Source organism: Pseudosulfitobacter sp. SM2401, assembly GCF_042932805.1.
Taxonomy (GTDB): domain Bacteria; phylum Pseudomonadota; class Alphaproteobacteria; order Rhodobacterales; family Rhodobacteraceae; genus Ascidiaceihabitans.
In genome coordinates this window covers 3,923,119-3,947,123 of sequence record NZ_CP170633.1, presented here as the reverse complement: position 1 = coordinate 3,947,123, position 24,005 = coordinate 3,923,119, and the positions used below count along the sequence as shown (strand labels likewise).

Annotated in this window: 20 protein-coding genes and 1 tRNA gene; 12 read left to right on the top strand and 9 right to left on the bottom strand. The window is 56.2% G+C overall.

Annotated features, from left to right (window positions below):
• Window positions 1–11: 11 nt before the first annotated feature.
• From ACFIO0_RS19390 to ACFIO0_RS19380, 3 genes are all read right to left on the bottom strand, one after another.
• Window positions 12–473 carry a GNAT family N-acetyltransferase gene (locus ACFIO0_RS19390; protein ID WP_390912041.1) on the bottom strand — a complete coding sequence of 154 codons (462 nt, stop codon included), beginning with the start codon at window positions 471–473 and terminating at the stop codon, window positions 12–14.
• 170 nt (window positions 474–643) lie between these two features.
• Window positions 644–1,297: an FCD domain-containing protein gene (locus ACFIO0_RS19385; protein WP_390915372.1), complete on the bottom strand. Its 654-nt coding sequence runs from the start codon at window positions 1,295–1,297 to the stop codon at window positions 644–646.
• A gap of 93 nt (window positions 1,298–1,390) precedes the next feature.
• A complete protein-coding gene (locus ACFIO0_RS19380; RefSeq protein ID WP_390912040.1) occupies window positions 1,391–2,083 on the bottom strand; it encodes a YgjP-like metallopeptidase domain-containing protein in 693 nt (230 codons plus the stop codon).
• Between the two features lie 89 nt (window positions 2,084–2,172).
• On the opposite strand from ACFIO0_RS19380, the gene ACFIO0_RS19375 reads away from it, so the two are divergent.
• The 4 genes from ACFIO0_RS19375 (at window position 2,173) to ACFIO0_RS19360 (ending at window position 5,624) form a co-directional block, all read left to right on the top strand.
• Window positions 2,173–2,502, top strand: a complete 330-nt coding sequence (locus tag ACFIO0_RS19375; RefSeq protein ID WP_390912039.1) for a TIGR02300 family protein — start codon at window positions 2,173–2,175, stop codon at window positions 2,500–2,502.
• A 115-nt stretch (window positions 2,503–2,617) separates the two neighbouring features.
• Window positions 2,618–2,693 (top strand) — tRNA-Ala (locus ACFIO0_RS19370).
• Window positions 2,694–3,007: 314 nt separating this feature from the next.
• Window positions 3,008–3,772 carry a DUF2189 domain-containing protein gene (locus tag ACFIO0_RS19365; RefSeq protein WP_390912038.1) on the top strand — a complete coding sequence of 255 codons (765 nt, stop codon included), beginning with the start codon at window positions 3,008–3,010 and terminating at the stop codon, window positions 3,770–3,772.
• Between the two features lie 151 nt (window positions 3,773–3,923).
• Window positions 3,924–5,624: a hypothetical protein gene (locus ACFIO0_RS19360; protein WP_390912037.1), complete on the top strand. Its 1,701-nt coding sequence runs from the start codon at window positions 3,924–3,926 to the stop codon at window positions 5,622–5,624.
• Window positions 5,625–5,695: 71 nt separating this feature from the next.
• On the opposite strand, the gene ACFIO0_RS19355 is transcribed toward ACFIO0_RS19360, so the two are convergent.
• The 3 genes from ACFIO0_RS19355 to ACFIO0_RS19345 all read right to left on the bottom strand — a co-directional run bounded on the left by ACFIO0_RS19355 (window position 5,696) and on the right by ACFIO0_RS19345 (window position 8,885).
• Window positions 5,696–6,955, bottom strand: a complete 1,260-nt coding sequence (locus ACFIO0_RS19355) for an ABC transporter permease subunit (protein WP_390912036.1) — start codon at window positions 6,953–6,955, stop codon at window positions 5,696–5,698.
• Window positions 6,952–7,758 carry an ATP-binding cassette domain-containing protein gene (locus tag ACFIO0_RS19350; protein WP_390912035.1) on the bottom strand — a complete coding sequence of 269 codons (807 nt, stop codon included), beginning with the start codon at window positions 7,756–7,758 and terminating at the stop codon, window positions 6,952–6,954. The genes ACFIO0_RS19355 and ACFIO0_RS19350 overlap by 4 nt, the downstream gene beginning before the upstream one ends.
• 128 nt (window positions 7,759–7,886) lie before the next feature.
• Window positions 7,887–8,885: an ABC transporter substrate-binding protein gene (locus ACFIO0_RS19345; protein WP_390912034.1), complete on the bottom strand. Its 999-nt coding sequence runs from the start codon at window positions 8,883–8,885 to the stop codon at window positions 7,887–7,889.
• Window positions 8,886–9,285: 400 nt separating this feature from the next.
• On the opposite strand from ACFIO0_RS19345, the gene ACFIO0_RS19340 reads away from it, so the two are divergent.
• Window positions 9,286–10,680, top strand: coding sequence for an aminotransferase class III-fold pyridoxal phosphate-dependent enzyme (locus tag ACFIO0_RS19340; RefSeq protein WP_390912033.1), 1,395 nt, complete (start codon window positions 9,286–9,288; stop codon window positions 10,678–10,680).
• 1,108 nt (window positions 10,681–11,788) lie between these two features.
• On the opposite strand, the gene ACFIO0_RS19335 is transcribed toward ACFIO0_RS19340, so the two are convergent.
• On the bottom strand, window positions 11,789–12,577 hold the full coding sequence (locus ACFIO0_RS19335) for a class I SAM-dependent methyltransferase (RefSeq protein WP_390912032.1): 789 nt from the start codon (window positions 12,575–12,577) through the stop codon (window positions 11,789–11,791).
• A gap of 499 nt (window positions 12,578–13,076) precedes the next feature.
• Between ACFIO0_RS19335 and ACFIO0_RS19330 the strand changes: the two genes are divergently transcribed.
• The 7 genes from ACFIO0_RS19330 (at window position 13,077) to ACFIO0_RS19300 (ending at window position 22,710) form a co-directional block, all read left to right on the top strand.
• Window positions 13,077–14,561: an aminotransferase class I/II-fold pyridoxal phosphate-dependent enzyme gene (locus ACFIO0_RS19330; RefSeq protein WP_390912031.1), complete on the top strand. Its 1,485-nt coding sequence runs from the start codon at window positions 13,077–13,079 to the stop codon at window positions 14,559–14,561.
• A gap of 89 nt (window positions 14,562–14,650) precedes the next feature.
• A complete protein-coding gene (gene xsc / locus ACFIO0_RS19325) occupies window positions 14,651–16,429 on the top strand; it encodes a sulfoacetaldehyde acetyltransferase (protein ID WP_390912030.1) in 1,779 nt (592 codons plus the stop codon).
• A gap of 38 nt (window positions 16,430–16,467) precedes the next feature.
• Entirely contained in the window at window positions 16,468–17,469 is a 1,002-nt protein-coding gene (gene pta, locus ACFIO0_RS19320) for a phosphate acetyltransferase (protein ID WP_390912029.1), read from the top strand.
• Window positions 17,462–18,220 (top strand): TSUP family transporter, encoded by a 759-nt coding sequence (locus tag ACFIO0_RS19315; RefSeq protein ID WP_390912028.1) that lies wholly within the window; start codon window positions 17,462–17,464, stop codon window positions 18,218–18,220. The genes pta and ACFIO0_RS19315 overlap by 8 nt, the downstream gene beginning before the upstream one ends.
• A gap of 19 nt (window positions 18,221–18,239) precedes the next feature.
• A complete protein-coding gene (locus tag ACFIO0_RS19310; protein WP_390912027.1) occupies window positions 18,240–21,074 on the top strand; it encodes a molybdopterin-dependent oxidoreductase in 2,835 nt (944 codons plus the stop codon).
• Window positions 21,071–21,835 carry a 4Fe-4S dicluster domain-containing protein gene (locus ACFIO0_RS19305; RefSeq protein WP_390912026.1) on the top strand — a complete coding sequence of 255 codons (765 nt, stop codon included), beginning with the start codon at window positions 21,071–21,073 and terminating at the stop codon, window positions 21,833–21,835. Before ACFIO0_RS19310 ends, ACFIO0_RS19305 begins: the two co-directional genes overlap by 4 nt.
• Window positions 21,835–22,710, top strand: coding sequence for a DmsC/YnfH family molybdoenzyme membrane anchor subunit (locus tag ACFIO0_RS19300; RefSeq protein WP_390912025.1), 876 nt, complete (start codon window positions 21,835–21,837; stop codon window positions 22,708–22,710). The genes ACFIO0_RS19305 and ACFIO0_RS19300 overlap by 1 nt, the downstream gene beginning before the upstream one ends.
• 62 nt (window positions 22,711–22,772) lie before the next feature.
• Here ACFIO0_RS19300 and ACFIO0_RS19295 read toward each other — a convergent pair whose 3' ends face one another.
• On the bottom strand, window positions 22,773–23,006 hold the full coding sequence (locus ACFIO0_RS19295; RefSeq protein ID WP_390912024.1) for a hypothetical protein: 234 nt from the start codon (window positions 23,004–23,006) through the stop codon (window positions 22,773–22,775).
• A gap of 2 nt (window positions 23,007–23,008) precedes the next feature.
• Window positions 23,009–23,881 (bottom strand): 4-hydroxy-tetrahydrodipicolinate synthase, encoded by an 873-nt coding sequence (gene dapA, locus ACFIO0_RS19290; RefSeq protein WP_390912023.1) that lies wholly within the window; start codon window positions 23,879–23,881, stop codon window positions 23,009–23,011.
• Window positions 23,882–24,005 lie beyond the last annotated feature (124 nt).

Sequence of the window (24,005 nt, the reverse complement as noted above, 5' to 3'; positions counted from 1 at the left end):
CGCGCTTTTTGTCAGGTAACCGGTTCGATTCTCATCCCGAAACGCGGCCCACCAACCGGCGCATCCGCAAATCCGGACGCAAGGTAGGTCGCCTGCGCGACAACGTTGTCCGGATGGGTTCCGACCATCAGATACGTGCACCCCGCGTCACGCGCGACATCCTGCGCCGCGTCGATCAACGCCCGACCAAAACGCATCCCCCGAAACGCGGGCTGCACGAACATGTGATGCATGTCCAACCCCCGCTTCCCGAACTGGATTTGCGCCAGGGGCAGCAGGGCCGCATAGCCGACGATCTGCGCGTCCACAAAAGCCACCAGAAAAATCGTGCCCCAGCGAACGTCACAGGCCAAGCTGTCCAGCGTCGCCTCGGGCTCATCCCCGTGATGGCGCGCCAACCCGTGCACCAGTGGCAAAATCTGCGCCAAATCCGCAGCCTCTGCGCCTCGCACGCTCAAACCTTCAATCGTCATTTTATGCCTTCCCCCACGCTATCGGAGGACACAAAACAACCACCAAAGCGCGGCCAATGTTATGTGAAAAACCCGAACGAGCGCCGCTGAAATATCAGTGCGCGCGATAATATTCTGGTGTGAATACGGTGCAGGTCATGGCCGCAATCTGACGGCGCAGGCGTGCCCTGTCAACTGGCCAGCATCCGCAGACCCATGGTCACGTCAGATCGCACCGCCAACCGCAGCCCCGGTTCATCCCCTGCCCGCAACGCCGCGATAATTAAACGGTGGTATTGCGGTGGTTCAGTCCGGCGCAAACGGCCGTACAGCGCGCGCATCGTTGGCCCCATTTGCAGCCAGACCGTTTCTGTCATCGCCAACATCGCCGGCGCTTGGGCGCGCAAATACAGCGTGCGGTGAAATTCCAGATTGGTACGAATATAGCTGACAGCATCGCGGTGCGCGACGGCTTCGGCCACAGCACCGTTGATGGCCTGCAAACGTTCGATCAGCGCCATGTGGGCACGGGGCAAGGCGCGGGATGCCAGTTCGACCTCGATCAAGGCCCGCAGCGCAGCAAGTTCTTCTATCCGCTCGTTCGACAGTTCGGGCGTCGAAATCCGGCCAGACGACGACATGGTCAGCGCCCCTTCGGCCACCAACCGGCGCACAGATTCGCGCGCGGGCGTCATCGACACGCCAAATTCCTTGCCGATCCCGCGCAGGGTCAGCGCCACGCCGGGCATAATGTCGCCGTACATGATCCGCGATCTTAGCTGGCGATACACACGGTCGTGCGCCGCCCCAATCGGAGGTGTCGTTTCAGTCGCACGCGCGGACATCGCAAGCGTCGGTGTCGGGGTCGAAATCGGAGATTTGCTCATCCGCTTTTTGTGATCACATTTGACGCGGGTTACAAGACCAAACCCGCGCGCCTATTCCGCAAACCGGTACCGGTGCAATTCGTTGCCTTGGGTGCGCAACCAATGACGCGCCGGTTTGTAGTCGCCAAAGATGCGCGTAACCTGCGCCCAATACGCAGATGAATGGTTCATTTCCGCCAAATGCGCGACCTCGTGCGCTGCGACATAATTAAGCACCTGATCCGGGGCCATAATCAGACGCCACGAATACATCAACGTGCCTGCGGACGAACACGACCCCCACCGCGAACGGGTGTCACGAATACTGATCCGCGCATAGGATTTGCCCAACCGCTCGGCATAAAAATCTGACGAATGCACCAACCGCACCCGCGCCATCTGCTTGAAATGCCCTTTCAAACGCGCGCCCATCCGGGCCTCGTCGCCGGGCACCGCAATCACGCCGTCGCCAATCACCACACGCCGGCCCGTGCCCTGCACCACCTCGTGGGCCTCGCCCCCAACCGGCACGTGGCTGCCAATCGAAATCGGCACGTCGACTTCGCGCTTATCAAGGTGGCCGCGAATCCATGTTTCTTTTTGAAGGGCAAAGGCCAAAGCCTCGTCCTCGGGCACCCCATTGGGCAAAGTCAGCGTCACCCGCCCGTCTAATTGCGAAATTCGCAAAGAAATACGCCGCGCACGGCCCGATCTGCGCAACGTCAGCGGGACATCCGGTGCCCCTTGAAGTATATGTTCACTCATCCCAAGTACCTTTAGGCTTTGACAGCGCCTGCACCATATGGCACTTGCGCTCAACCGTCGACACACACACTGATTCAAAGGGGATTTTCATGCCCAAAGCAGAATGGGGTACAAAACGTCTTTGCCCGACCTCCGGCAAACGTTTTTACGACCTGAACAAGAACCCGATCATCAGCCCCTACACGGGCGAAACTGTCACCGTTGACAGCTCTAAAACACGCATGATCGCCGCGGACGCCGAAGATGCCGTTACAGCCAAAGCCAAAGAGGCCGAGACTGAAGACGACGCAGTTCTGGACGATGACGACACAGCAGACGTAGATCTGGGTGACGATATTCTGGACGACGATGAAGACGACGATGATACGGTTTCACTGGATGAAATCGCTGATGTCGCCTCTGACGACGACGACACCTGAACAAACAACGCGCGGCGCGGGATTTTCCACTTGATCCCGCTCCGTTCAGCGCCTAATAGCGGCGCACGGTAACTTTGGTTACCGACCTGACTGGGTTCACACGTGGACCCCTGATGGGGCATTAGCTCAGCTGGGAGAGCGCCTGCATGGCATGCAGGAGGTCAGCGGTTCGATCCCGCTATGCTCCACCAAACCTCCCTTTGGTTTTGTGATGACAGGTTGCACATCATAGATGGGCTGACTTACGTGCATCCGCTGCGCGGCTACCCTGAGTGCAGCGGTTCGATCCCGCTATGCTCCACTTCCCCCCGCCCCTGGGCAATGCAAAGGCTCTTTGGGCCTCAAATGCAGCCGCAGGCGGAACGCGTCACGGCTAGGGTGATCCTGCCGCGACTGGCTTGGGCAGATGCGCTGGCCTAAACATCCGCATCGAAACCAAGGGCGCGGGACACACCTGCTCCGTTTTTTTAATGAAATTCGCAGACACATCAGCGATAATGCCCTTATGCACACCAGACCTCACGGCGCGCCGACCCTGCGCAAACCCACCCTCGTCGACATCACGACAAGCCTGCACCAAGGCTTGCGGGACTTCATCGCGACGCCCTTCACCGCCGTCTTTTTCGCCAGCTTTTACGTCTTTGCGGGCCTCGCGATGGGCTGGATCACATACGCCACCGGACAGACATTCTGGCTGGTGCTCGCGGTCATGGGTTTTCCGCTGGTGGGGGCCTTGGCCGCCGTCGGGTTTTACGAGATCAGCCGACGCCGCCAAACCAATCAAAGCGTCAGCTTTGCCAGTGTGGTGCGCACAACTTGGGCATTCAAAAACGAACAATTGCCGTGGCTGGCCGCAATCATCGTGGTGATCTTTTTATTCTGGTTCTTTCTGGGGCACATGATCTTTGCCCTGTTCCTTGGCCTGTCACCGATGACCAATATTTCCAGCTCGCTTGACGTGTTCCTGACCTCGCAAGGGCTCACCATGATCGCCTTTGGATCTGCCGTCGGCTCTGTGTTCGCTGTGCTGGTGTTTTCACTGAGCGTGCTGGGCATGCCCATGCTGATCGACCGCGATGTGGATTTTATGACCGCCATGCTCAGCTCGATTTCTGCCGTGGCACAGGCACCGGTTTTGTACCTCGCGTGGGGCGCGTTCATTGGGCTGATCACCTTTGCATCGATGTTGCCCTCGTTCTTGGGGCTGTTCATCAGCATGCCGGTTTTGGGGCATGCAACGTGGCACCTGTACAAGCGGGTCAGCACATAATCTTGGCGACCTGTTCAGTCGAGACGTCGAAAATTATCCATAAATTACAGACAGTTTGTCCCTCGTAATTTCTGATTTCCAGGACCAAACACACCGCGCATTAATATCCATCACTTACCCATGTCCTTGTCAATTTACAGGGGTGTGAGTGATGACTATGCGACTTTCTGTCGAGTCCGTTCTCGGCCAAACTGTGCAACCGACGACGTTCGGCGGCAACTTTTTATTCAACCGTGATGAACTGGGCGACGGGTCCGGTGATTTCAACGCGCTAGCAGCCGAGCTGGGCGTTGAATCACTGCGTTATCCGGGCGGCGCGATCACCGAATTCATGTTTGATTTGGAAAATCCCGACAGCACTGTCGGGTACAATATCAAAGGCGAAGAACAAGAACTGGTGGGCCTCAGCGATTTCCTCGACTTCGCACAAGCCGAAGGGAAATCCGTCACCATCGTTCTGCCCACGCGCAATTTCCTAAGCGATGCGACCGATCTGAACGGCAACCGATTTGCCCGCTTTGACGATGAAATTATTCAGAATTTTGTCACAGATGTGGTGCGCGGCGAATACGGCGACGTGCAAATCGACGCCTTTGAAATCGGCAACGAATACTGGGGCAGCGGCGGCATGACCTCTGTTGAATACGGGCGCTTGTCCTCGCGAATGGCTGCCGTAATCGACGAAACGCTGGACACGCTAAAGGGCGAAACCGTCTGGTTAGAAGACACCGATGTCGTCGTGCAGGCCGGCACGAACTACAACTTCTCGAAACTGGATGACCGCTACGTCGATATCGAAGATGGTCAGGACACCATCACCCAGCTGGAAAAAGACTACGGCCTCGAGCTGAGCGACAATGCCTTGCGCGGCAATGGCACGGTCAACTGGACAGCGGTGAACAACGAATTGCTGCTGGATAAATTTGACCGCCCCGAGGAAATCGAAGCCGTCGATGCCGTCGTGAACCACCTCTACACACGTGATCACGACGCCCGCGAAGATCCCGAATTTGCGCTGAACACAATCGAGCAATACTGGGAACCGCATTTCGACGGCATCAAATCCTACATCACCGAATATAATCAAAAGGCCAACACAGCCAACTTTGGCGAAGACGACTATGGCCTCAAGAACGCGCATGAACTGTTGAATATCGTGGAGGAATTGACCGATCACGGTGTCGATCAAGCCCATGTTTGGCCGCTGTCTCAGTTGACCGAAAACGCGCTGTCGCGTGGCTTTGCCTTTGAAAACCTATCGCCCACTGGCGAGATGTTCAAAATGATGAACGAAGAACTGCCCGGCCTGCGTGCCATCCAGTTTGACGGGGCGCAGGGGCGCGAAACCGAAGCCTCTAGTGCGAACGGCAGCCTGAATGTGCACGCTTTTGCAGAGCCTGACAAAATGGTGCTGTATTTCGCCTCGAACGCGGATGAAAACATCTCGTACGACGTGGATTTATCCGGCTTGATCATGGGCGCGGAAGACATCGACGTCACCGTCCTAGGCGTGGAAGACGGCGATGTTCCCGGCAACAAAAACGCGGCCGCCACCGTGCAGGAACGTGACAGTGACAAGGTCGTGGATGACGGTGTGGTTCAGGCCGACCTAAAGCCGCACGAAATCATGCAGATCGTCATCGACAAACCCGTGTGGACGCCAGAAATGGAACAGGCTTTGGCGGCCCCCGTTGATGACGATTCCATGCCGCTGCCGATGGTTGATCCGGATAACACCCCGCTTGAACCAGAAGAGGCGTCAGAAGGCGAGGAAGACGACACAGACGTGTTCGAGGGGATGGATTTTGTGCTGATGCTTTTGCCACTTTTGGCGTTGGCAGGATTGGGTTAACCCCACGCGCAGGCATAAAAAAACCGCGCCGTTTCGGGCGCGGTTTCCATTCGTTCAGATCAGGCGTTAGATCAGCCTTTGCCTTTCCAAGGCACCAGCATCTTTTCTGCCTGGCGCATCAGCATATCGATGCCAAAACCAATCACACCAATCAGGATGATACCCATCACCACGATGTCGGTGTTTTGGAACTTGGCCGCGACCATGATCATCATGCCAGCACCTTTTTCCGCCGCAACCAATTCGGCCGCAACAACGGTGCCCCAGCAGACGCCCATCGCAACACGCGCGCCGGTGAAAATCTCGGGCAGCGAGTTGGGGATGATAACGTGACGCATGATTTGCGCCTTGCTGGCACCCAGCGAATAGGCCGCGTGCACTTTGGCGATGTTCACACCGGACACACCGGATCGCGCCGCAATAGCCATGATCCAAAGGGCCGCAAGGAACAGCAAGATGATCTTGCCGGTCTCACCAATCCCGAACCAAATGATCACCAGCGGGATCAATGCAAGTGGCGGCACCGGGCGCATGAATTCCACGATCGGGTCAAACCAACCGCGGAACCAGTTGCTAAGACCCATGGCATAACCCAGCGGAATGCCGACAATCGCACCACAGATAAAGCCCGCGATCACACGATACAGCGACCACCCGAGGTGACCCAGCAATGGCGTGTCACGGAAACCGTCTTTGGCCACCCGAATAAAGCGCCAGAAAGTCGCCTCGGGGGACGGCAAATACAGCTCTTCCATCTGCGCGCCTTTGGATGGCACAAAGTTCGGTGTGCCCTTGTCTGACAAGTTCACAACGCCGCCGTCAACTTTGACAGAACCGCCCCGTTGGATCGACTGGCCGTTGATTTCCACAACCGGTGCGTCAGCTTTGGTTTGCTCGTCGTTTTGCCAGACGTTGACCAGCTTTGTGCGATAGCTCGCAACTGTGATGCTGTCGTTTTTGGCAAAGCCGTCACCGGCCTCGACTTCGGGCGCTTTCGGCTTTTCTTTGCGGTCATGGACCAGCACCGAAACCGTGGCCGTGTCGCGATCATTGCCATTGGCGATGGTGTATTCGAACGACGTTGTGCCCTCGAATGGGCCGGGCATGTGCATGAAGCGCGGCAACAAGGATGACCCCGTGAACATGCCCCACAACACAAACAGCGCAAGGATCGAAATGACCCCCGCAGCGCGGTTCGGGCGCACAGCACTTTCGTCACCAAAGGTAACGGTCTTAAGCGAGGTGTAGTCCTTTACGCCGGCACCCTGGATTTTGTTGACGATATAGAACGAGCCGACAAAGATGCCGACATAAATCAAAAGAGGGATCATGCGCTTTCCTCCGATGTACCCATAATTTCTTCTTCCATAGCCCAAATCATGTTCAGGATTTCTTCGCGTTTTGCTGCGAAATCTGGATGCTTCTTAACTTCACGCAAATCCGCCTCGACGCCCATTTCAGCGAATGGCAAACGGTATTCTTTGTGAATACGTCCCGGGCGCGGGGCCATAACGATGACGCGTTCCCCCAGCAACAATGCCTCGTCGACCGAGTGGGTGATCAGGATGATCGTTTTGCCGGTTTCTTTCCACAGCTTCAGAACCAACGACTGCATCTTTTCGCGCGTCAACGCGTCGAGTGCCCCCAGCGGTTCGTCCATCAAAATCACGTCCGGGTCATTGGCCAGACAACGGGCCAAAGCCACACGCTGCTGCATCCCGCCGGACAATTCATAGACGGCTTTTTCTTTGAAATCTTGCAGGCCAACAACGTCCAGCAGGTGATCCACGACCTCGGCTTTGTCGCCTTTGGGCATGCCCTTCATCGAGGGACCAAAGCCGACGTTGTCACGCACCGACATCCACTCAAACAAAGCGCCTTGTTGGAACACCATGCCGCGATGCGCGTCAGGGCCTTGGATCACGTCACCGTTCAAAACCATCTGGCCTTCGGTCGGGGCCAAAAAGCCCGCAACGATGTTCAGCAATGTTGTTTTACCGCAGCCCGATGGCCCCAGCACGCTCATCAACTCGCCTGCTTTGAGGTCGAGCGTGATGTCTTTCAATGCCTGAACCGATCCGCCGCCAGGCAGATCAAAACGCATTGAGAGTTTTTCGATTGATAGTCCGGACATGTTTCCCACCTGTCGGTTGCCGTAAATTAGGCAGATGATACAGGGTATTCCCCGTTTTTTCGATTTCTCATTCTAATCAAAAAGGGGTCCGGCGCGATTTTGCGCCGAACCCCGAAGCACTCAGTAACTTACTTGGTTGCAGCCAAAGGACCTGCGTTAACCGCACCCTCGTAGCTGTCCAAAGATGAATCGATGGAACCAGCAGTTACAAAGACGTCTGCAACGCCTTTCATGAATGTCGCAGCGTTGCCGCCCAACCATACTTCGGACAGTTGCTCGTCAACGGATGGGAACTTCATCGTGGAGATCGCGCCACGTGCAGCTTCCAGATCCATACCGGCTTGCTCGGCGATAACGGCCAGCATGTCGTCGTTCGGGTTGGAATTCCATTCGGCGTTGGCAGCAGCAGTCACGGCCAAGAATTTGGACACAACGTCGCCATTTTCAGCAACATAGCCCGCTGGACCGGATGTTACGTCAAACACCAAGATGCCCAAGGCTTCTTTTTCGGCGCCTGTCAGCAATGTGTTGCCGTGCTCGCGCATGGACGTCAGACCGCCACCGTAACCACAAGCAAAATCAACTGCGCCTTGGCCCAGTGCTGCCGCACCTTCTGGTGGTGCCATGTCAACGATTGTCAGTGAATCAAGGGCAACACCGAAGTGGTCCATTTGACGCAAGAAACCGTAGTGAGCCGCTGTGCCCAAAGGAACCGCAACTTTTTTGCCGGCCAATTCGCCAGCAGAGTCTGCGTCGATTTCAAGGCCAGCTGCGATTACGCAGTTGTCGTTGTCAGAGTAGGAAACCGCAACGTCCAGAACTTGGATGTCTTGGCCGCCGGAGGCTGCAACTACGAACGGTGGAACACCTTGGGATACGGACAACTGAACGTCGCCGGATGCCATGGCTGCGGACATTGCTGTACCGGTTTCAAAGGAAACCCAGTTTACTGTCATGCCCAGTGCTTCGTCGTATGCGCCGGAGGCTTTGGAGGCCAACATTGGCATTGGCCACTCAAGGAAATAGCCGACAGTGATTTCGCCGTGGCCATCTGCGGATGCCGCTTGTGCGCCTGCGATCATTGCGATTGATGCTGCTGCACCCATCAATTTTGTCTTGAAAGTCATTCGTCTCTCCCGTGTTGGCACCACATTGTGTGGCGCTCGTTTTAGCTTAGGTGAACATTCACCATGCGCATGTGCGTCCCGAATAACAAGACGGGCTGCAACGCTGCGCCGATCCGAACCGATATTCAGATCAGGATCAACGGTTTTTAACGCAATTTACAAAAACCAAATTTCACATACACGCCACTTTCAAACACCGAAAACGACGTAGCGTCGTTGTTATATTGCGCTTTTTTCCGCGTGCCCCCATCAAATCCGCTGACAGGCCCTGCATTTTGGCGCTATATGATGAAATCAACTGGCCCTATCGGAATCGCCGCTTTTTCAGTCATCTAACCTCAAGACGGGCTGAATCCGCCCTCAATTCACTGATATTCCACAAAATACTGGAGCACCGACCATGGACGGCACATTTAACGAAAACGATATCAGCCGCGTTGTCGAAGCCGACCGCGCGAATGTGTGGCATCACCTGACGCAGCACGAACAGTTTTTCACCGGCGCTGATCCCAAGATCATCGTTGAGGGCAAAGGCCTGCGCGTTTGGGACCAAAAAGGTATTGAGCACATCGACGCCGTCGCCGGTGGCGTGTGGACAGTCAACGTTGGCTACGGCCGCGAATCAATGGGCGACGCCGTGCGCGATGCCATTGTTAAGATGAACTTCTTTGGCGGCACCGCAGGCACGATCCCGGGCGCGCTATTTGCTGAAAAACTGGTTTCCAAAATGCCGGGCCTGGACCGCGTCTACTACGCAAACTCCGGTTCCGAGGCGAACGAAAAAGCCTTTAAAATGGTGCGCCAGATCGCACACAACAAATACGGCGGCAAAAAGCACAAGATCCTGTACCGTGACCGCGACTACCACGGCACCACAATCGCCTGCCTGTCAGCCGGTGGCCAAGACGAACGCAACGCACAATACGGCCCCTTCACACCGGGTTTTGTGCGCATCCCGCACTGCCTGGAATACCGCAAGCACGAACAAGCCGGCGCACCAGAACAGAACTACGGCGAATGGGCCGCCAACCAGATCGAAGAGATCATCTTGCGCGAAGGCGCTGACACTGTTGGCGCGCTGTGCCTAGAACCAGTGACAGCTGGCGGCGGCGTGATCGAGGCCCCCGAGGGCTACTGGCCACGCGTCCAGGAAATCTGCAAAAAATACGACATCCTGCTGCACATCGACGAAGTCGTCTGCGGCGTCGGTCGCACCGGCACATGGTTCGGCTACCAGCACTACGGCATCCAGCCAGACATGGTGTCGATGGCCAAAGGTGTGGCGTCCGGCTACGCGGCAATCTCGTGCCTCGTCACCACAAACGCCGTTTTCGACATGTTCAAAGACAACGCCTCTGACCACCTCAGCTACTTCCGCGATATTTCAACGTTCGGCGGCTGCACGGCTGGCCCAGCAGCGGCGATCGAAAACATGCGGATCATCGAAGACGAAGGTTTGCTCGAAAACTGCACCGCGATGGGCGACTACATGCTGGATCAACTGCACGCTTTGTCCGACAAACACGCCGTCGTTGGCGACGTGCGCGGCAAGGGCTTGTTCCTTGGTGTTGAGCTGGTCAAAGACCGCGTCACCCGCGAAGCAGCGGACGAAAATCTGGTCAAAGCCGTCGTTGGCGATTGCATGAAAAACGCAGTCATCATCGGGGCCACCAACCGCTCGTTGCCCGGTCAAAACAACACGCTGTGCTTCTCGCCAGCTTTGATCGCGACCAAAGACGACATCGACCAAATCGTCGGCGCCGTCGACAACGCATTGGGTCGCGTATTTGGCTAAACGCTAAGACACCACGATCCGAAAAGGCGGGCCTTCGGGTCCGCCTTTTTTGTGGCGTGGGAATGTCTGCCATGCGGACAAAGTTGCCTTTGGTCGTGCGGATACCACAACACGAGTTGTCTCTTCGTCCAAATCAAACAAAGACACCTGACACGCAGCTTCGTTCCGGCTCACTAAAGTTGTCCGAATTACCAGTCGACACACATAGGAAATATATAGAATTGATAAGTCTCTACATTAGAACTCGTCCAATCGTATTTCACCGATTCATTCGTGGTAAAAGCACCGCCACAAACACTGTCCGAGGAATGCGTATAACGATCGTCACAATCGCCTACCGCCTTACACGAGGTGCCCTGGTTGCTGGAAAGCCAACCATTGTTGCTGAAATCATACCGTAGAAGCCAATCCTTGTCTGGTCCATCCATATACTTCAGGTAAAATACGCCTTGGTCTCCATCACACCTAGAGCCTTGGTCGCGCTGTACGCCTATATGAAATTTTCCATTTGGCTGAATTGTGAAGGTTTCGTTCGCGTGCTCTCCGGTATAGCAATGCCCGGGGATGAGCTGCAATGTTCTAGCGGCTCCGGTGTTGTTATGAACCCAAACAATTAGATACGAACTCGCCCATGCAGGTGTGGTGAACAACGCTAGGAACGCTAAAAATGACGCTCTCAAAAAATAGGCTCTAAACACTGAATATTTCTCCTGAAGGTAAATCTAGATACAATATGCTCTATGAAAATCATGGTGTGGGACCAACCCGCCGGGCCCCTATAATTGGCCTCTCGTTAACCAGTAAATGATGCCTGCTTACGTGTCGATAAATTTCTTCATGACTTCAATTCATCGAACCGATGCTAACACCTTTGTACGATCCTCTGGCCAGCATGACGTTTGACACACCCCAAAAGGCTGTACAGAAATTGCCTACGCCAAATTGATTACAAGCGTAATTTTTGTGCGATAATTTCGATAGATTAGTACGATCTAATTTATACCTAAATGCAAGCAGAAGTTCAGCGTGAAGAATCGTGAATTTTGGGCTCGAAGCTGCCATTCATAAATGCACTTCAACTCGCCCAGAACAAGGAGCAGCCGCTGGGCTAGACCCGTTCCAACACCATCATCAGATAGGTATTGTTAGCTGCAAAAACCTCGGCGTTTCGGGTCTGTTGATTAAACCGCCGATCCAGTCGCGCCCACTTACGGTCGTTCATAAAGCGGCGCAAAACCCAGTGGATCACTCGACGCAACCACGGCCGTTTATACTCCAGCGCGCCATCGATCCGTTGTCCGGCATAGCCCACAACATTGAACAGCCCTTGTTCAATTTCGACAGACGGGGCCACCTGCGTTGTCATATCTTCTTCGTGCGTGATTGAAACCGGCGTCGTTTTCAGCAGATCGCGGAAGTCCAAAATCGGATGACCACCGCCAACAGTAGATAGAACATTGTCAGGCGCATAGCTCTCGCATCGAAAACAGTCAGAGATCACGATGCACCCGTGCGCCGCCAGCAGGGTGAGGCATTTCGAAAGCCCCCAATCCAGCGGAATATATTGGTAGCTTTCGGAAAACAGGCAGACGTCAAAAACACCCTGCACATCCGCCTCTTCAAACGTGGCCTCGTGAATGATCGCCTCCGGCGCATTTTCGCGGCACCGCCCGGCAAGAAAGGCACTGGGAATGACGATCTCGACCTGATGACCAAGCGCAATCAACTTGCGCGCCGTCTCACCAGCGCCGCCTCCGATATCCAGAATACGGCAAGGTTTATCAGGCAACAGTTTGAACAACCGGTCCGTGTAGGCAATCTGCGCAGGGCCGGAATTGCCCGCACACACATCTAACCGGCCCAAGCGAAACATCCAGTCCGACGCTACGTGTATCAATTACTTTATTATTCATGCTTCAATTACTTTGTTACTTATACGGCAGTGACGCCGATTTTCGGGCACCAGGCAAACCCGCGTTGCACAAATATGGTGCGGATGCGTATTTACGCGCCGCCCTGCGACAAAAGCGCCAGCTTAACCATTTTCCTGCTTTTTCCGGCAACCGGATGGTCGACCAAAGAAGACCAGCACAGATTTCGCCCCAAACTGTACAGTTGTCTATTTTCGGCTGGATTTCGGCCTTTTGCTCCGGTCAGAAGTGTACACATTCGGCCTGAATCTGCGCACTTTACCCACAATATCAGGTATTCTCGGATGCCAAGGGGCCCGTTAATCGCCCGCACGGATTGAAAATATTACCATTTTTATAGAAATTGAGACGTGCGGTCTCAATTAATGTGTGCTAGGGTAATTCCACTGTCAGGAATTTCCCTGCGTTTTCATCTGGTTATAAGTCCAGTTTGCAAACCCAATATATCCAAAGTATACGCCCGTTATGGCTCTACCCGTCGAAACATTCTTTCTGCACCCGGATCATCAAGGAACCCTGCAAAGCCAGATCCAGCAGATGATTGCCCAAGGGATTCTGTCAGGTCGTTTCCAAAGCGGAGAAAAGTTGCCCTCGACCCGCAAATTGGCGCTGCACTTGGGCGTCAGTCGCATCACCGTGACGCTGGCCTATACAGAGCTGTTGTCGAACGACTATCTGACCTCGCGCGGGCGCTCAGGCTACTACGTGTCGCGCAACGCCCCTGCCCCGCCCGCGTTCAAACCGGCCCCGTCCGGCCCTGACGCCGTCGATTGGACGCGCGCAATTGGCAACCGTTATTCCGGTGGGCAAACCCCCAGCAAACCGCAGGACTGGGCACAGTACAAATACCCGTTTATCTACGGCCAAGCCGACCCGACATTGTTCGATCACGCCAACTGGCGCCTGTGTGCGTTGCAAGCTTTAGGCCAGCGCGATTTCACCCCGCTGACCACGGATTACTATGATCAAGACGACCCGCAGCTGATCGAATTTATTGCTCGCCACACCTTGCCGCGGCGTGGAATTTCGGCCCGTCCCGAGCAAATTCTAATCACGCTTGGCGCGCAAAATGCGCTGTGGCTTACCACCCAAGTGCTGTTGACCCAGCGCCGCAAAGCCGCGTTCGAAGACCCTTGTTATCACGCATTGCGAGACATCCTGTCTCAGTCGCGGTGCCATCTGGCACCCGTTCGGGTCGATCAGGATGGATTACCCCCCGATGCGATCCCCCCCGACGCTGACGTAATCTTCACAACACCAAGCCATCAATGCCCCACTAACGGCACCATGCCGATGGATCGCAGACGCGCCTTGCTGGACCGTGCCCGCGAGATGGACGCGCTGATTGTCGAGGACGATTACGAGTTCGAAATGTCGTTCCTGAAACCGCCGTCTCCTGCGCTCAAAAGCCTCGATACGGACGGTCGCGTGATCTATGTGGGCAGTTTTTCCAAGTCATTATTCCCCGGTTTGCGCCTCGGTTACTTGGTCGGCTCAGAACCATTTATCAAAGAAGCACGCGCGCTTAGGGCATCGGTTCTGCGCCACCCACCAGGGCATATCCAACGCACCGCCGCGTATTTCCTATCGCTAGGCCACTACGACGCGCTGATCCGTCGTATGGGCACCGCCCTGCACGAACGTCGCGAAACCATGCAGAACGCGATCGCGGAAAATGACCTGCAAATCGCTGGCCAAGGGGCCTATGGTGGATCGTCATTCTGGATGCGCGCGCCCGAAAATGTGGACACTGTGCAACTGGCTGCTACCTTGCAAAAGCAAGGTGTTTTGATCGAACCGGGCGAGTCGTTTTTCGGCGGTGATGACCGTCCAAAACACTTCTACCGACTGGCCTATTCGTCCATCCCTGCAACCCGCATTTCTGATGGCGTCGCGATTGTTGCGCAGGCCATACGCGATGCACAAACATCTGGAGCTATCCGGAAATAGAATCTGGTCCTAACGACCGGCCCCACGAATCCGTACTGTCTGCGAGAATTCGTGAATCACCCGAAATCACATCCTTTAGGAGTTTCCTCATGAAAATGACCACTGAAGAAGCATTTGTAAAAACGCTGCAAATGCATGGCATCGACAACGCATTCGGGATCATCGGCTCTGCCATGATGCCAATTTCCGACATCTTCCCTGACGCGGGTATCAAATTCTGGGACTGCGCCCACGAAACATCCGGCGGCATGATGGCTGACGGTTTCACGCGCGCCACCGGCAAAATGTCGATGATGATCGCGCAAAACGGTCCGGGCATCACAAACTTCGTGACTGCAGTTAAGACGGCATATTGGAACCACACTCCTGTACTTTTGGTTACCCCACAGGCCGCTAACAAAACAATCGGTCAAGGTGGTTTCCAGGAAATGGAACAGATGAACCTGTTCGCTGACTGTGTGGCCTACCAAGAAGAAGTCCGCGATCCATCCCGTATCGCCGAGACGTTGAACCGTGTGATCATGCAAGCCAAGCGCGCATCCGGTCCGGCACAAATCAACATCCCACGCGATTTCTGGACACAAGTCATCGACATCGACCTGCCGGTTATCGTCGACTTTGAATTGCCACAGGGCGGCGACGTTGCGGTACAAAACGCAGCTGATTTGCTGTCTTCTGCCAAGTTCCCAGTGATCTTGAACGGTGCTGGCACAATCTTGTCCAAAGGCGGCATCGAGGCCTCCCGCGTTCTGGCCGAAGCGCTCGACGCACCGGTTTGCGTTGGCTACCAACACAACGACGCGTTCCCGGGCAACCACCCGCTGTACGCAGGTCCATTAGGCTACAACGGTTCAAAAGCCGGCATGGAATTGATCGCCAAAGCAGACGTTGTTCTGGCACTGGGCACACGTTTGAACCCGTTCTCGACACTGCCAGGCTACGGCATGGATTACTGGCCAACAGACGCCAAGATCATTCAGGTCGACATCAACCCTGACCGCATTGGCCTGACCAAGAAAGTCACTGTTGGTATCGTTGGTGACAGCGCCAAGGTTGCAAACTCTATCGTTGCCAAACTGGCTGACGGTGCTGGCGACACGGGCCGCGCAGATCGCAAGAACATGATCGCGACAACCAAATCTGCATGGGCTCAGGAATTGACTTCCATGACCGAAGAGCAAGACGATCCGGGCACCGACTGGAACGTGCGTGCACGTGCAGCCAAACCTGACTGGATGGCACCACGCATGGCATGGCGCGCGATCCAAGCAGCATTGCCAGTCGAGGCGATCATCTCGTCCGACATCGGCAACAACTGCGCAATCGGCAACGCCTACCCGTCGTTCAACGAATCGCGCAAATATTTGGCACCGGGCCTGTTTGGTCCATGTGGTTACGGCTTGCCGTCCATCGTTGGCGCAAAAATCGGTCGTCCAGACGTTCCGGTTGTTGGCTTTGCTGGTGACGGCGCGTTCGGTATCTCTGTCAACGAACTGACAGCGATCGGCCGTGGCGACTGGCCTGCGATCACACAGATCGTGTTCCGCAACTACCAGTGGGGCGCTGAAAAGCGTAACTCGACACTTTGGTTCGACGATAACTTCGTTGGCACAGAGTTGGACGAGCAAGTATCCTACGCCGGTATCGCGAACGCATGTGGCCTAAAAGGCGTTGTTGCCCGCACCCAAGACGAACTGACAGCAGCCCTGGCCCAAGCGATCAAAGATCAAATGGAAAACGGCATCACCACGCTGATCGAAGCCATGATCAACCAAGAACTGGGTGACCCGTTCCGTCGTGACGCGATGAAGAACCCGGTTGAAGTTGCAGGCATCAACAAAGACGACATGCAGCAGCAAGTTGTCTAAGTGACTGCAAACGAACAAATAACGGCAGGAGACCAGCCATGAGTGTACTGGACAATCTACAGACACGCGCAGCCAAGTCCCCTGCCCGCATCGTTCTAAGCGAAGGCCACGATCCCAGGATCGTGGCTGCCGCCGTTTCCGCCGTAGCAGCGGGAATTGCGACGATCATTCTGGTTGGCCCCACCGCCGACATCACCAAACAATTGTCCGATATTGGATCCGCGCCAAGCGATGCCATCCGTATCGAAGACCCCGCCACATCCACCCTGACCGCCGAGGTCGCCCAAACCTATTTCGACATCCGCCAGCACAAAGGTGTGTCGATGGAGACCGCCGAGAAACAAGCGCTTGATCCGCTGGTGTTTGCCGCGATGCTCGTGCGCAATGACCACGCTGACGGCACTGTCGGGGGCGCGGTAGCGACCACATCCGACACCGTGCGCGCGGCCTTGCAAGTCATCGGAAAATCCAAAGCCGCGCCGCTCGTGTCGTCGTTTTTCCTGATGGTTCTGCCAGACGGTCACCCGTCCGGTCGCGGCGGCATGATTTATTCCGACTGCGGTTTGGTCATCGATCCATCCGCCGAGGAATTGGCCGCCATCGCCCAACAGTCCGCAGCATCCTGTGCGGCGTTGTTGGCCGAAACACCCAAAGTTGCGATGCTGTCGTTCTCGACCAAAGGATCAGCCCGCCACCCCAAAGTCGACAAAGTGACCGAGGCGACTGCCCTTGTGCGCGACCAAGCCCCTGAGCTGAATGTCGACGGCGAATTGCAATTTGACGCGGCCTTTGTCCCATCAGTTGGGGACAGCAAAGCACCCGGTTCATCCGTCGCAGGCCACGCCAACGTCATGATTTTCCCGAACCTTGATGCGGGCAACATCGGCTACAAAATCACCCAGCGCATCGGCGGGGCCACAGCGATTGGTCCGGTCCTGCAAGGCCTTGCAAAACCTGCGAACGACCTGTCGCGTGGCTGTGTCGCCGAGGACGTCTTGCACATGATCGCCGTCACCGCCCTTCAGGCAGCGCATGGCTGATTTCTGGGCCGCATTAACATTGACCCCGTCCCAAGGCATCGCCTTGGCGGCGATCTGTTTTGCGGCTGGATTGGTCCGTGGATTTACCGGCTTTGCGCTTTCTGCCTTTGGCCTCGCGCTCGCCGTCCTCATCCTACCACCCGTCGAATTGATCCCCGTTATGTGGTGGTTGGAACTGGCCGCGTCCCTCGTGATGCTGCGCCACGGCTGGGGGGGCGCCGATGTGCGCGCAGCTGTGACGCTGGTGCTGGGGTCGGTCCTTGGGCTGTTTGGGGGGCTTGCGCTGACCACATCCGTTGATCCGGCCATCTCGCAGCAGATTGCACTGGTGGTTTTGATCGCGCTGGCGCTTTTGCAACTGACCGGCCTGCGCATCCCGCAGCTAAGCACCAAATCCGGCACCCTGATCACTGGCCTAATTGCCGGCGTCGTCACCGGCCTTGCAGGCATCGGCGGCATGGTCGTGGCCCTCTACGTTTTGGCCCGCAACGATGAACCCGCCAAGATGCGCGCCACGCTGGTCGCCTTTCTGTTCATCGGCTCGTTCACGTCGTTTGGCATGCACCTGTGGTTTGGCACAATGAACACCACATCCACCCTACGCGGCCTCGCGTTTATCCTACCTTGTGTGATCGGTGTCCTGATTGGACAGCGCCTGTTCACACCCCGCCTACAACCTTATTACCGCCCAACCTGTTTGACTTTGCTGATCGGCCTTGGGGCCGTGTCGCTGGTCCGCAGCGTCCTTTGACATCGCTAGGGAGCCACACATGAACCAGCCAAAAATTGATCTATCGCCCAAAGTATCGGACGAGATCCGCAAGACGACCTGTTACATGTGTGCCTGCCGGTGTGGGATTAACGTGCACATGAAAAAGGACCCGCTGGGCGATCTAAAAGTCGCCTACATCGAGGGCAACCGCGATCACCCTGTGAACCAGGGCGTGCTGTGCGCCAAAGGCTCTGCTGGCATCATGCAGGTCAACGCGCCCTCGCGTTTGCGCGCCCCACTGAAACGGGTCGGGCCACGTGGATCGGGCGAGTTCGAAGAAATCAGCTGGGATGAAGCCCTGCAAATCGCCGCTGACTGGCTGGAACCTATCCGCAAAGAAGACCCATCGAAGCTGGCGTTCTTTACCGGCCGCGATCAATCGCAATCGTTCACGTCGTTCTGGGCGCAAAATTTTGGCACACCAAACTATGCAGCACACGGCGGGTTCTGTTCGGTCAACATGGCGGCCGCTGGCATCTACACGATGGGCGGCGCGTTCTGGGAATTCGGACAACCTGACTGGGACTACACCAAACTATTCATGCTGTTTGGTGTCGCCGAGGATCACGATTCAAACCCGATCAAAATGGGCATCGGCAAGATCAAAGCACGCGGTGCCCGCGTCATTGGTGTGAACCCGATCCGCACAGGCTATAACGCCGTTGCAGACGATTGGGTCGGCATCACGCCGGGCACGGATGGCTTGTTTATCCTCGCGATGGTCCACTGTTTGATGAAAGCGGGCAAGATCGATCTGGATTACCTCGCGCAATACACCGACGCGCCTGTGCTGGTGAACTGTGATGAAAAATCGCCTGAATTCGGCCTGTTGATGCGCGATGAGGATGGCAAAGAACTGGTCATCGACCGCGTCAGCGGCAAGCTGACAGCCTTCGACAAGCCGGGGGTAAAACCCGATCTATCCGCGACGCACCGCATCGCAGGTGTCACCCACCGCCCCGTATTCCACAAAATGGCAGACCGCTATTTGTCGGACGAATACGCGCCAGAAGCGGTCGCAGACCGTTGCGGCATTCCGGCGACACGCATCCGCGCAATCGCCGCAGAAATCGCGCGTGTGGCGTTTGAAGAAGAATTCGAGCTCGACATTGAATGGACCGATTTCCGCGGTGAGACCCACAAAACGATGAAAGGGCGCCCGGTGTCTTTCCACTCGATGCGTGGGATTTCGGCGCACGCGAACGGGTTCCAGACCTGCCGCGCCTTGCACACGCTGCAAATCCTGCTGGGCACTGTCGAAGTGCCCGGTGGTTTCCGGTTCAAGCCGCCCTATCCAAAGCCCGCCAAAGCGCACCCCAAGCCGCACACGGGCATGAACCCCGGTCAGCCGCTGAATGGCCCGCATTTGGGTTTTGTGCAAGGGCCAGAAGACCTCGCTTACCGCGAGGATGGCGTGCCAGCGCGCATCGACAAAGCGTTTACGTGGGAAAACCCGATGTCCAGCCACGGGCTGATGCACATGGTGATTTCGAACGCCTACGCGGGTGACCCCTACAAAATCGACACGCTGTTTATGTACATGGCGAACATGTCGTGGAATTCATCGATGAACACGCGCGGCGTGATCGAAATGCTGACCGACAAGAATGAGGAAACCGGCGAATACGTCATCCCGCACATCATCTATTCCGATGCGTATTCATCTGAAATGGTCGCTTATTCCGACCTGATTTTCCCCGACGCGACCTACCTTGAACGCCACGATTGCATTTCCCTGCTGGACCGCCCGATTTGCGAGGCAGACGCCGCCGCAGACGCGATCCGCTGGCCGGTCATCGAACCTGATCGCGATGTGCGCGGGTTCCAAACTGTGCTGTGCCAGTTGGGCGCGAAAATGGACCTGCCCGGCTTTACCAACGAAGATGGTTCGGCAAAATACGAAGACTACGCCGACTACATCGTCAACCACGAACGCCGTCCGGGCATTGGCCCACTCGCTGGGTGGCGCATGGGTGAAAACGGCACGCAATCAGGGCGCGGTGGCGTCAACGCCAGCCAGCTTGATAACTACATCGAAAACGGTGGTTTCTTTGTTGAACACATTCCAGAGGGTGCCAACTACTACAAGCCTTGGAACACCAAGTATCAGGATTGGGCCGTGGGCATGGGCATCTACGACAGCCCGCAACCTTACCTGTTTTCGCTGTATGTTGAACCGATGCGCAAATTCCAACTGGCTGCCGAAGGGCACGGCGAACACCAGCCGCCAGACCACCTGCGCGAGCGGATCAAAGCGACAATGGACCCGCTACCAATCTGGTATTCGAACGACGCCGACAACAAAGGCGACGAATATCCGATCACTGCACTGACGCAGCGCCCGATGGCGATGTACCATTCGTGGGGCTCGCAGAACGCGTGGTTGCGCCAACTGCACGGCCACAACCCGCTGTATATTCCGACCAAGCTGATGAAAGAACATGGGCTTAAGGACGAAGACTGGGTCAAGGTCACCTCGCCCCACGGCGAAATCACCGTGCCGATTTTGGAAATGGCCGCGCTGAACGAAAACACCATCTGGACGTGGAACGCGATCGGCAAACGCAAAGGCGCGTGGGCGCTGGAAGAGGACGCGCCGGAGGCCACCAAGGGTTTCTTGCTCAACCACTTGATCCACGAACTGCTGCCGCCCAAAGGCGACGGTCTGCGCTGGGCCAACTCTGATCCGATCACCGGCCAAGCTGCGTGGTTCGACCTTAAGGTGCGCATCGAAAAAGCTGCGGTGCCAAATGAATCACAGCCCAGCTTGCCACCGATCAAATCACCGGTTGGCACGGGTCCCAAAAATCTCGCATGGAAGGTTGGCAAATGACAACTCTACCAACACAAACCCAAAAGAAACTGGGCCTCGTCATTGATCTGGACACCTGCGTTGGCTGCCATGCTTGCGTGATTTCCTGCAAGGGCTGGAACACCGAAAACTACGGCGCGCCTTTGTCGGATCAAAACGCCTACGGTGCAGACAATTCGGGCACCTTTCTGAACCGTGTGCATTCTTTCGAAGTGCAGCCTTTGGCGACCTCGGAAAAGGTACAACCCGCCGCCCAAACCATCCACTTTCCCAAGTCCTGCTTGCACTGCGAAGACGCGCCTTGCGTCACCGTCTGCCCGACAGGCGCCAGTTACAAGCGGGTCGAAGACGGCATCGTTCTGGTCAACGAAAGTGACTGCATCGGGTGCGGTTTGTGCGCGTGGGCCTGTCCTTACGGCGCGCGCGAGTTGGACCAAGAAGAAGGGGTCATGAAAAAATGCACCCTGTGTGTCGACCGCATCTACAACGAAAACCTGCCCGAAGTTGACCGCGTCCCATCCTGCGTGCGCACCTGCCCGTCGGGTGCCCGCCACTTTGGCGACTTGGGCGACGAAAATTCAGACGTGTCCAAACTGGTCGCAGAGCGCGGCGGCATGGATCTGATGCCAGAACAAGGCACCAAGCCCGTTAACCAATACCTGCCACCACGTCCAAAAGATGCGCTGCCAGAATTTGACGTGCTCGCCCCCTTCCTTGCGCCCATCGCCGAAGAGCCTACGGGCTTCCTTGGTTGGCTAGATAAAACACTGGAGAAACTCTGATGCATCCAGCACCGTCAGTTATTATTTTCACCACGTTCTCGGGCCTTGGATTTGGCCTGCTGTTCTGGTTGGGGATCGATCCTACGCCCTACACCGGTTGGACGGCGTTCGCATTCTGGCTGATCGCTTACGTCATGGGCGTCGGCGGATTGATCTCGTCGACGTTCCACCTTGGGCACCCTGAACGTGCGCTCAAGGCGTTCACACAGTGGCGGTCCAGCTGGCTGAGCCGCGAAGGCATTGCAGCCGTCGCGACCCTCGTTTTGATGGGGCTGTACGGCCTTGGTCTGGTGTTTTTCGACACAGCTTGGCAACCGCTGGGCTGGCTTGGCGCAATCGGCGCATTGGCAACCGTGTTCACCACGTCGATGATCTACGCGCAGATGAAAACCATCCCGCGGTGGTACACCAACCTCACGCCAGCGATGTACCTGTCGTTCGCATTGGCCGGTGGCGCGTTGCTTAAGGGATCAACGGCCATCGCGCTGTGGTTGATCCTGCTGGCCGGCGTGATCCAGATCGCAACGTGGGTGGTTGGCGACAAAGCGTTCGCAAATTCAGGCACGACAATGGCAACTGCTACGGGTCTTGGGAACATCGGCGAGGTGCGCGCGTTTGAACCGCCGCACACCGGCACCAACTATCTGATGCGCGAATTTATCCACGTGGTCGGTCGCAAGCATTCCTCAAAGCTGCGGATTATTTCGCTACTGTTGATGGTCTTGCTGCCGGTGATGCTGCTGGCCGCGCCGTTCTTTTCGCATTGGCTGGCACTGCTGGCCGTGATCAGCCACATCGCGGGCGTTCTTGCCACGCGCTGGTTGTTCTTTGCCGAAGCAGAGCACGTCGTCGGCCTGTACTACGGCAAGCGTTGAAATCGAAAAAAGGCGCGTGGAACATGACATTCCGCGCGCCTTTTTCTATTCTTGATCGCTGCTTACGCCCAGCGCACCAGCCCAAAAACAGCCGAGCCTGCGTAGAACAGTTGTAGCAACAAAAACGTCCAGCGTGCGTCAATCACAGCCCAAACCGCAAACAGGCTGGCCGAGATCAACAACAGCGAAAAACCGATCATTTCGTTGCCGGTGTTTGATGCGATCAACACCGCATAGACCATCGCTGACAGCGACCCTGTGATTTCAAAGATCGATGTCAGGCGACGTTTATCCAAGCCTACAACAATCCTGCATGTTTCAGGCCCGCATCGACCAGTGCTTTGGTGTCATCCGACAGCGACGTCAGCGGCAAGCGGACCTCGTCGGAGCACAAGCCCAAGCGCGACATGGCATATTTCGCGCCGACCAAACCTGGTTCGGTAAAGATCGCCTTGTGCAATGGCATCAGCGTGTCTTGGATCGTAAGTGCGGCCGCATAGTCACCCGCCAAACAGGCGTTCTGCATCTTGGCCAACAGACCCGGTGCAACGTTTGCCGTCACAGAAATGCAGCCAATCCCACCTTGGGCGTTGAACCCGTGCGCTGTCGCGTCTTCACCAGACAGCTGCACAAAATCAGGACCACAGGCCAAACGCTGATCGCAGACCCGCGCCAGATCACCAGTGGCATCTTTTACGCCAATGATGCGCGGCAATTTCGACAGTTCGGCCATCGTCGCAGGGGTCATATCAACCACCGAACGCCCCGGAATGTTGTAGATGATGATCGGCACGTTGGCGCAGTCATGCAGCGCTGTGAAATGCGCGATCAGACCGCGTTGCGTTGGCTTGTTGTAATATGGCGTCACGACCAGCGCCGCATCGGCCCCGACCTTTTGCGCAAACTGCACAAAGCGCATCGCCTCAACCGTGTTGTTGGACCCCGCACCGGCAATTACCGGCACACGGCCTGCGGATGCTTTGACCACGGTTTCGATCACTGTCTCGTGCTCTTCATGGGTCAGCGTCGGGCTTTCGCCAGTGGTGCCGACGGGGACAAACCCGTGGCTGCCTTCGCCAATGTGCCACTCGACCAGCTTCTTCAGCGTTTCGAGATCCAGTTCGCCGTTGAGAAACGGCGTGATGAGGGCAGGCATAGAACCTTTAAACATTTTTCACGTCCTTGTTTTCAAAAAGCCCCCCAGACCGAGGGGCGGCAAATGGGTCGTCAAACCGCCGATAGAGAAGTCGTGAGTTGTACACGGTGCTCCAAACGATATGGTGACAGGCTCTAGC

What these genes read in the sequence shown, in the direction of transcription:
- ACFIO0_RS19390 (WP_390912041.1), bottom strand. Translation starts at nt 473, where the DNA reads ATGACGATTGAAGGTTTGAGCGTGCGAGGCGCAGAGGCTGCGGATTTG.
- ACFIO0_RS19385 (WP_390915372.1), bottom strand. Translation starts at nt 1,297, where the DNA reads ATGTCCGCGCGTGCGACTGAAACGACACCTCCGATTGGGGCGGCGCAC.
- ACFIO0_RS19380 (WP_390912040.1), bottom strand. Translation starts at nt 2,083, where the DNA reads ATGAGTGAACATATACTTCAAGGGGCACCGGATGTCCCGCTGACGTTG.
- ACFIO0_RS19375 (WP_390912039.1), top strand. Translation starts at nt 2,173, where the DNA reads ATGCCCAAAGCAGAATGGGGTACAAAACGTCTTTGCCCGACCTCCGGC.
- ACFIO0_RS19365 (WP_390912038.1), top strand. Translation starts at nt 3,008, where the DNA reads ATGCACACCAGACCTCACGGCGCGCCGACCCTGCGCAAACCCACCCTC.
- ACFIO0_RS19360 (WP_390912037.1), top strand. Translation starts at nt 3,924, where the DNA reads ATGACTATGCGACTTTCTGTCGAGTCCGTTCTCGGCCAAACTGTGCAA.
- ACFIO0_RS19355 (WP_390912036.1), bottom strand. Translation starts at nt 6,955, where the DNA reads ATGATCCCTCTTTTGATTTATGTCGGCATCTTTGTCGGCTCGTTCTAT.
- ACFIO0_RS19350 (WP_390912035.1), bottom strand. Translation starts at nt 7,758, where the DNA reads ATGTCCGGACTATCAATCGAAAAACTCTCAATGCGTTTTGATCTGCCT.
- ACFIO0_RS19345 (WP_390912034.1), bottom strand. Translation starts at nt 8,885, where the DNA reads ATGACTTTCAAGACAAAATTGATGGGTGCAGCAGCATCAATCGCAATG.
- ACFIO0_RS19340 (WP_390912033.1), top strand. Translation starts at nt 9,286, where the DNA reads ATGGACGGCACATTTAACGAAAACGATATCAGCCGCGTTGTCGAAGCC.
- ACFIO0_RS19330 (WP_390912031.1), top strand. Translation starts at nt 13,077, where the DNA reads ATGGCTCTACCCGTCGAAACATTCTTTCTGCACCCGGATCATCAAGGA.
- xsc (WP_390912030.1), top strand. Translation starts at nt 14,651, where the DNA reads ATGAAAATGACCACTGAAGAAGCATTTGTAAAAACGCTGCAAATGCAT.
- pta (WP_390912029.1), top strand. Translation starts at nt 16,468, where the DNA reads ATGAGTGTACTGGACAATCTACAGACACGCGCAGCCAAGTCCCCTGCC.
- ACFIO0_RS19315 (WP_390912028.1), top strand. Translation starts at nt 17,462, where the DNA reads ATGGCTGATTTCTGGGCCGCATTAACATTGACCCCGTCCCAAGGCATC.
- ACFIO0_RS19310 (WP_390912027.1), top strand. Translation starts at nt 18,240, where the DNA reads ATGAACCAGCCAAAAATTGATCTATCGCCCAAAGTATCGGACGAGATC.
- ACFIO0_RS19305 (WP_390912026.1), top strand. Translation starts at nt 21,071, where the DNA reads ATGACAACTCTACCAACACAAACCCAAAAGAAACTGGGCCTCGTCATT.
- ACFIO0_RS19300 (WP_390912025.1), top strand. Translation starts at nt 21,835, where the DNA reads ATGCATCCAGCACCGTCAGTTATTATTTTCACCACGTTCTCGGGCCTT.
- dapA (WP_390912023.1), bottom strand. Translation starts at nt 23,881, where the DNA reads ATGTTTAAAGGTTCTATGCCTGCCCTCATCACGCCGTTTCTCAACGGC.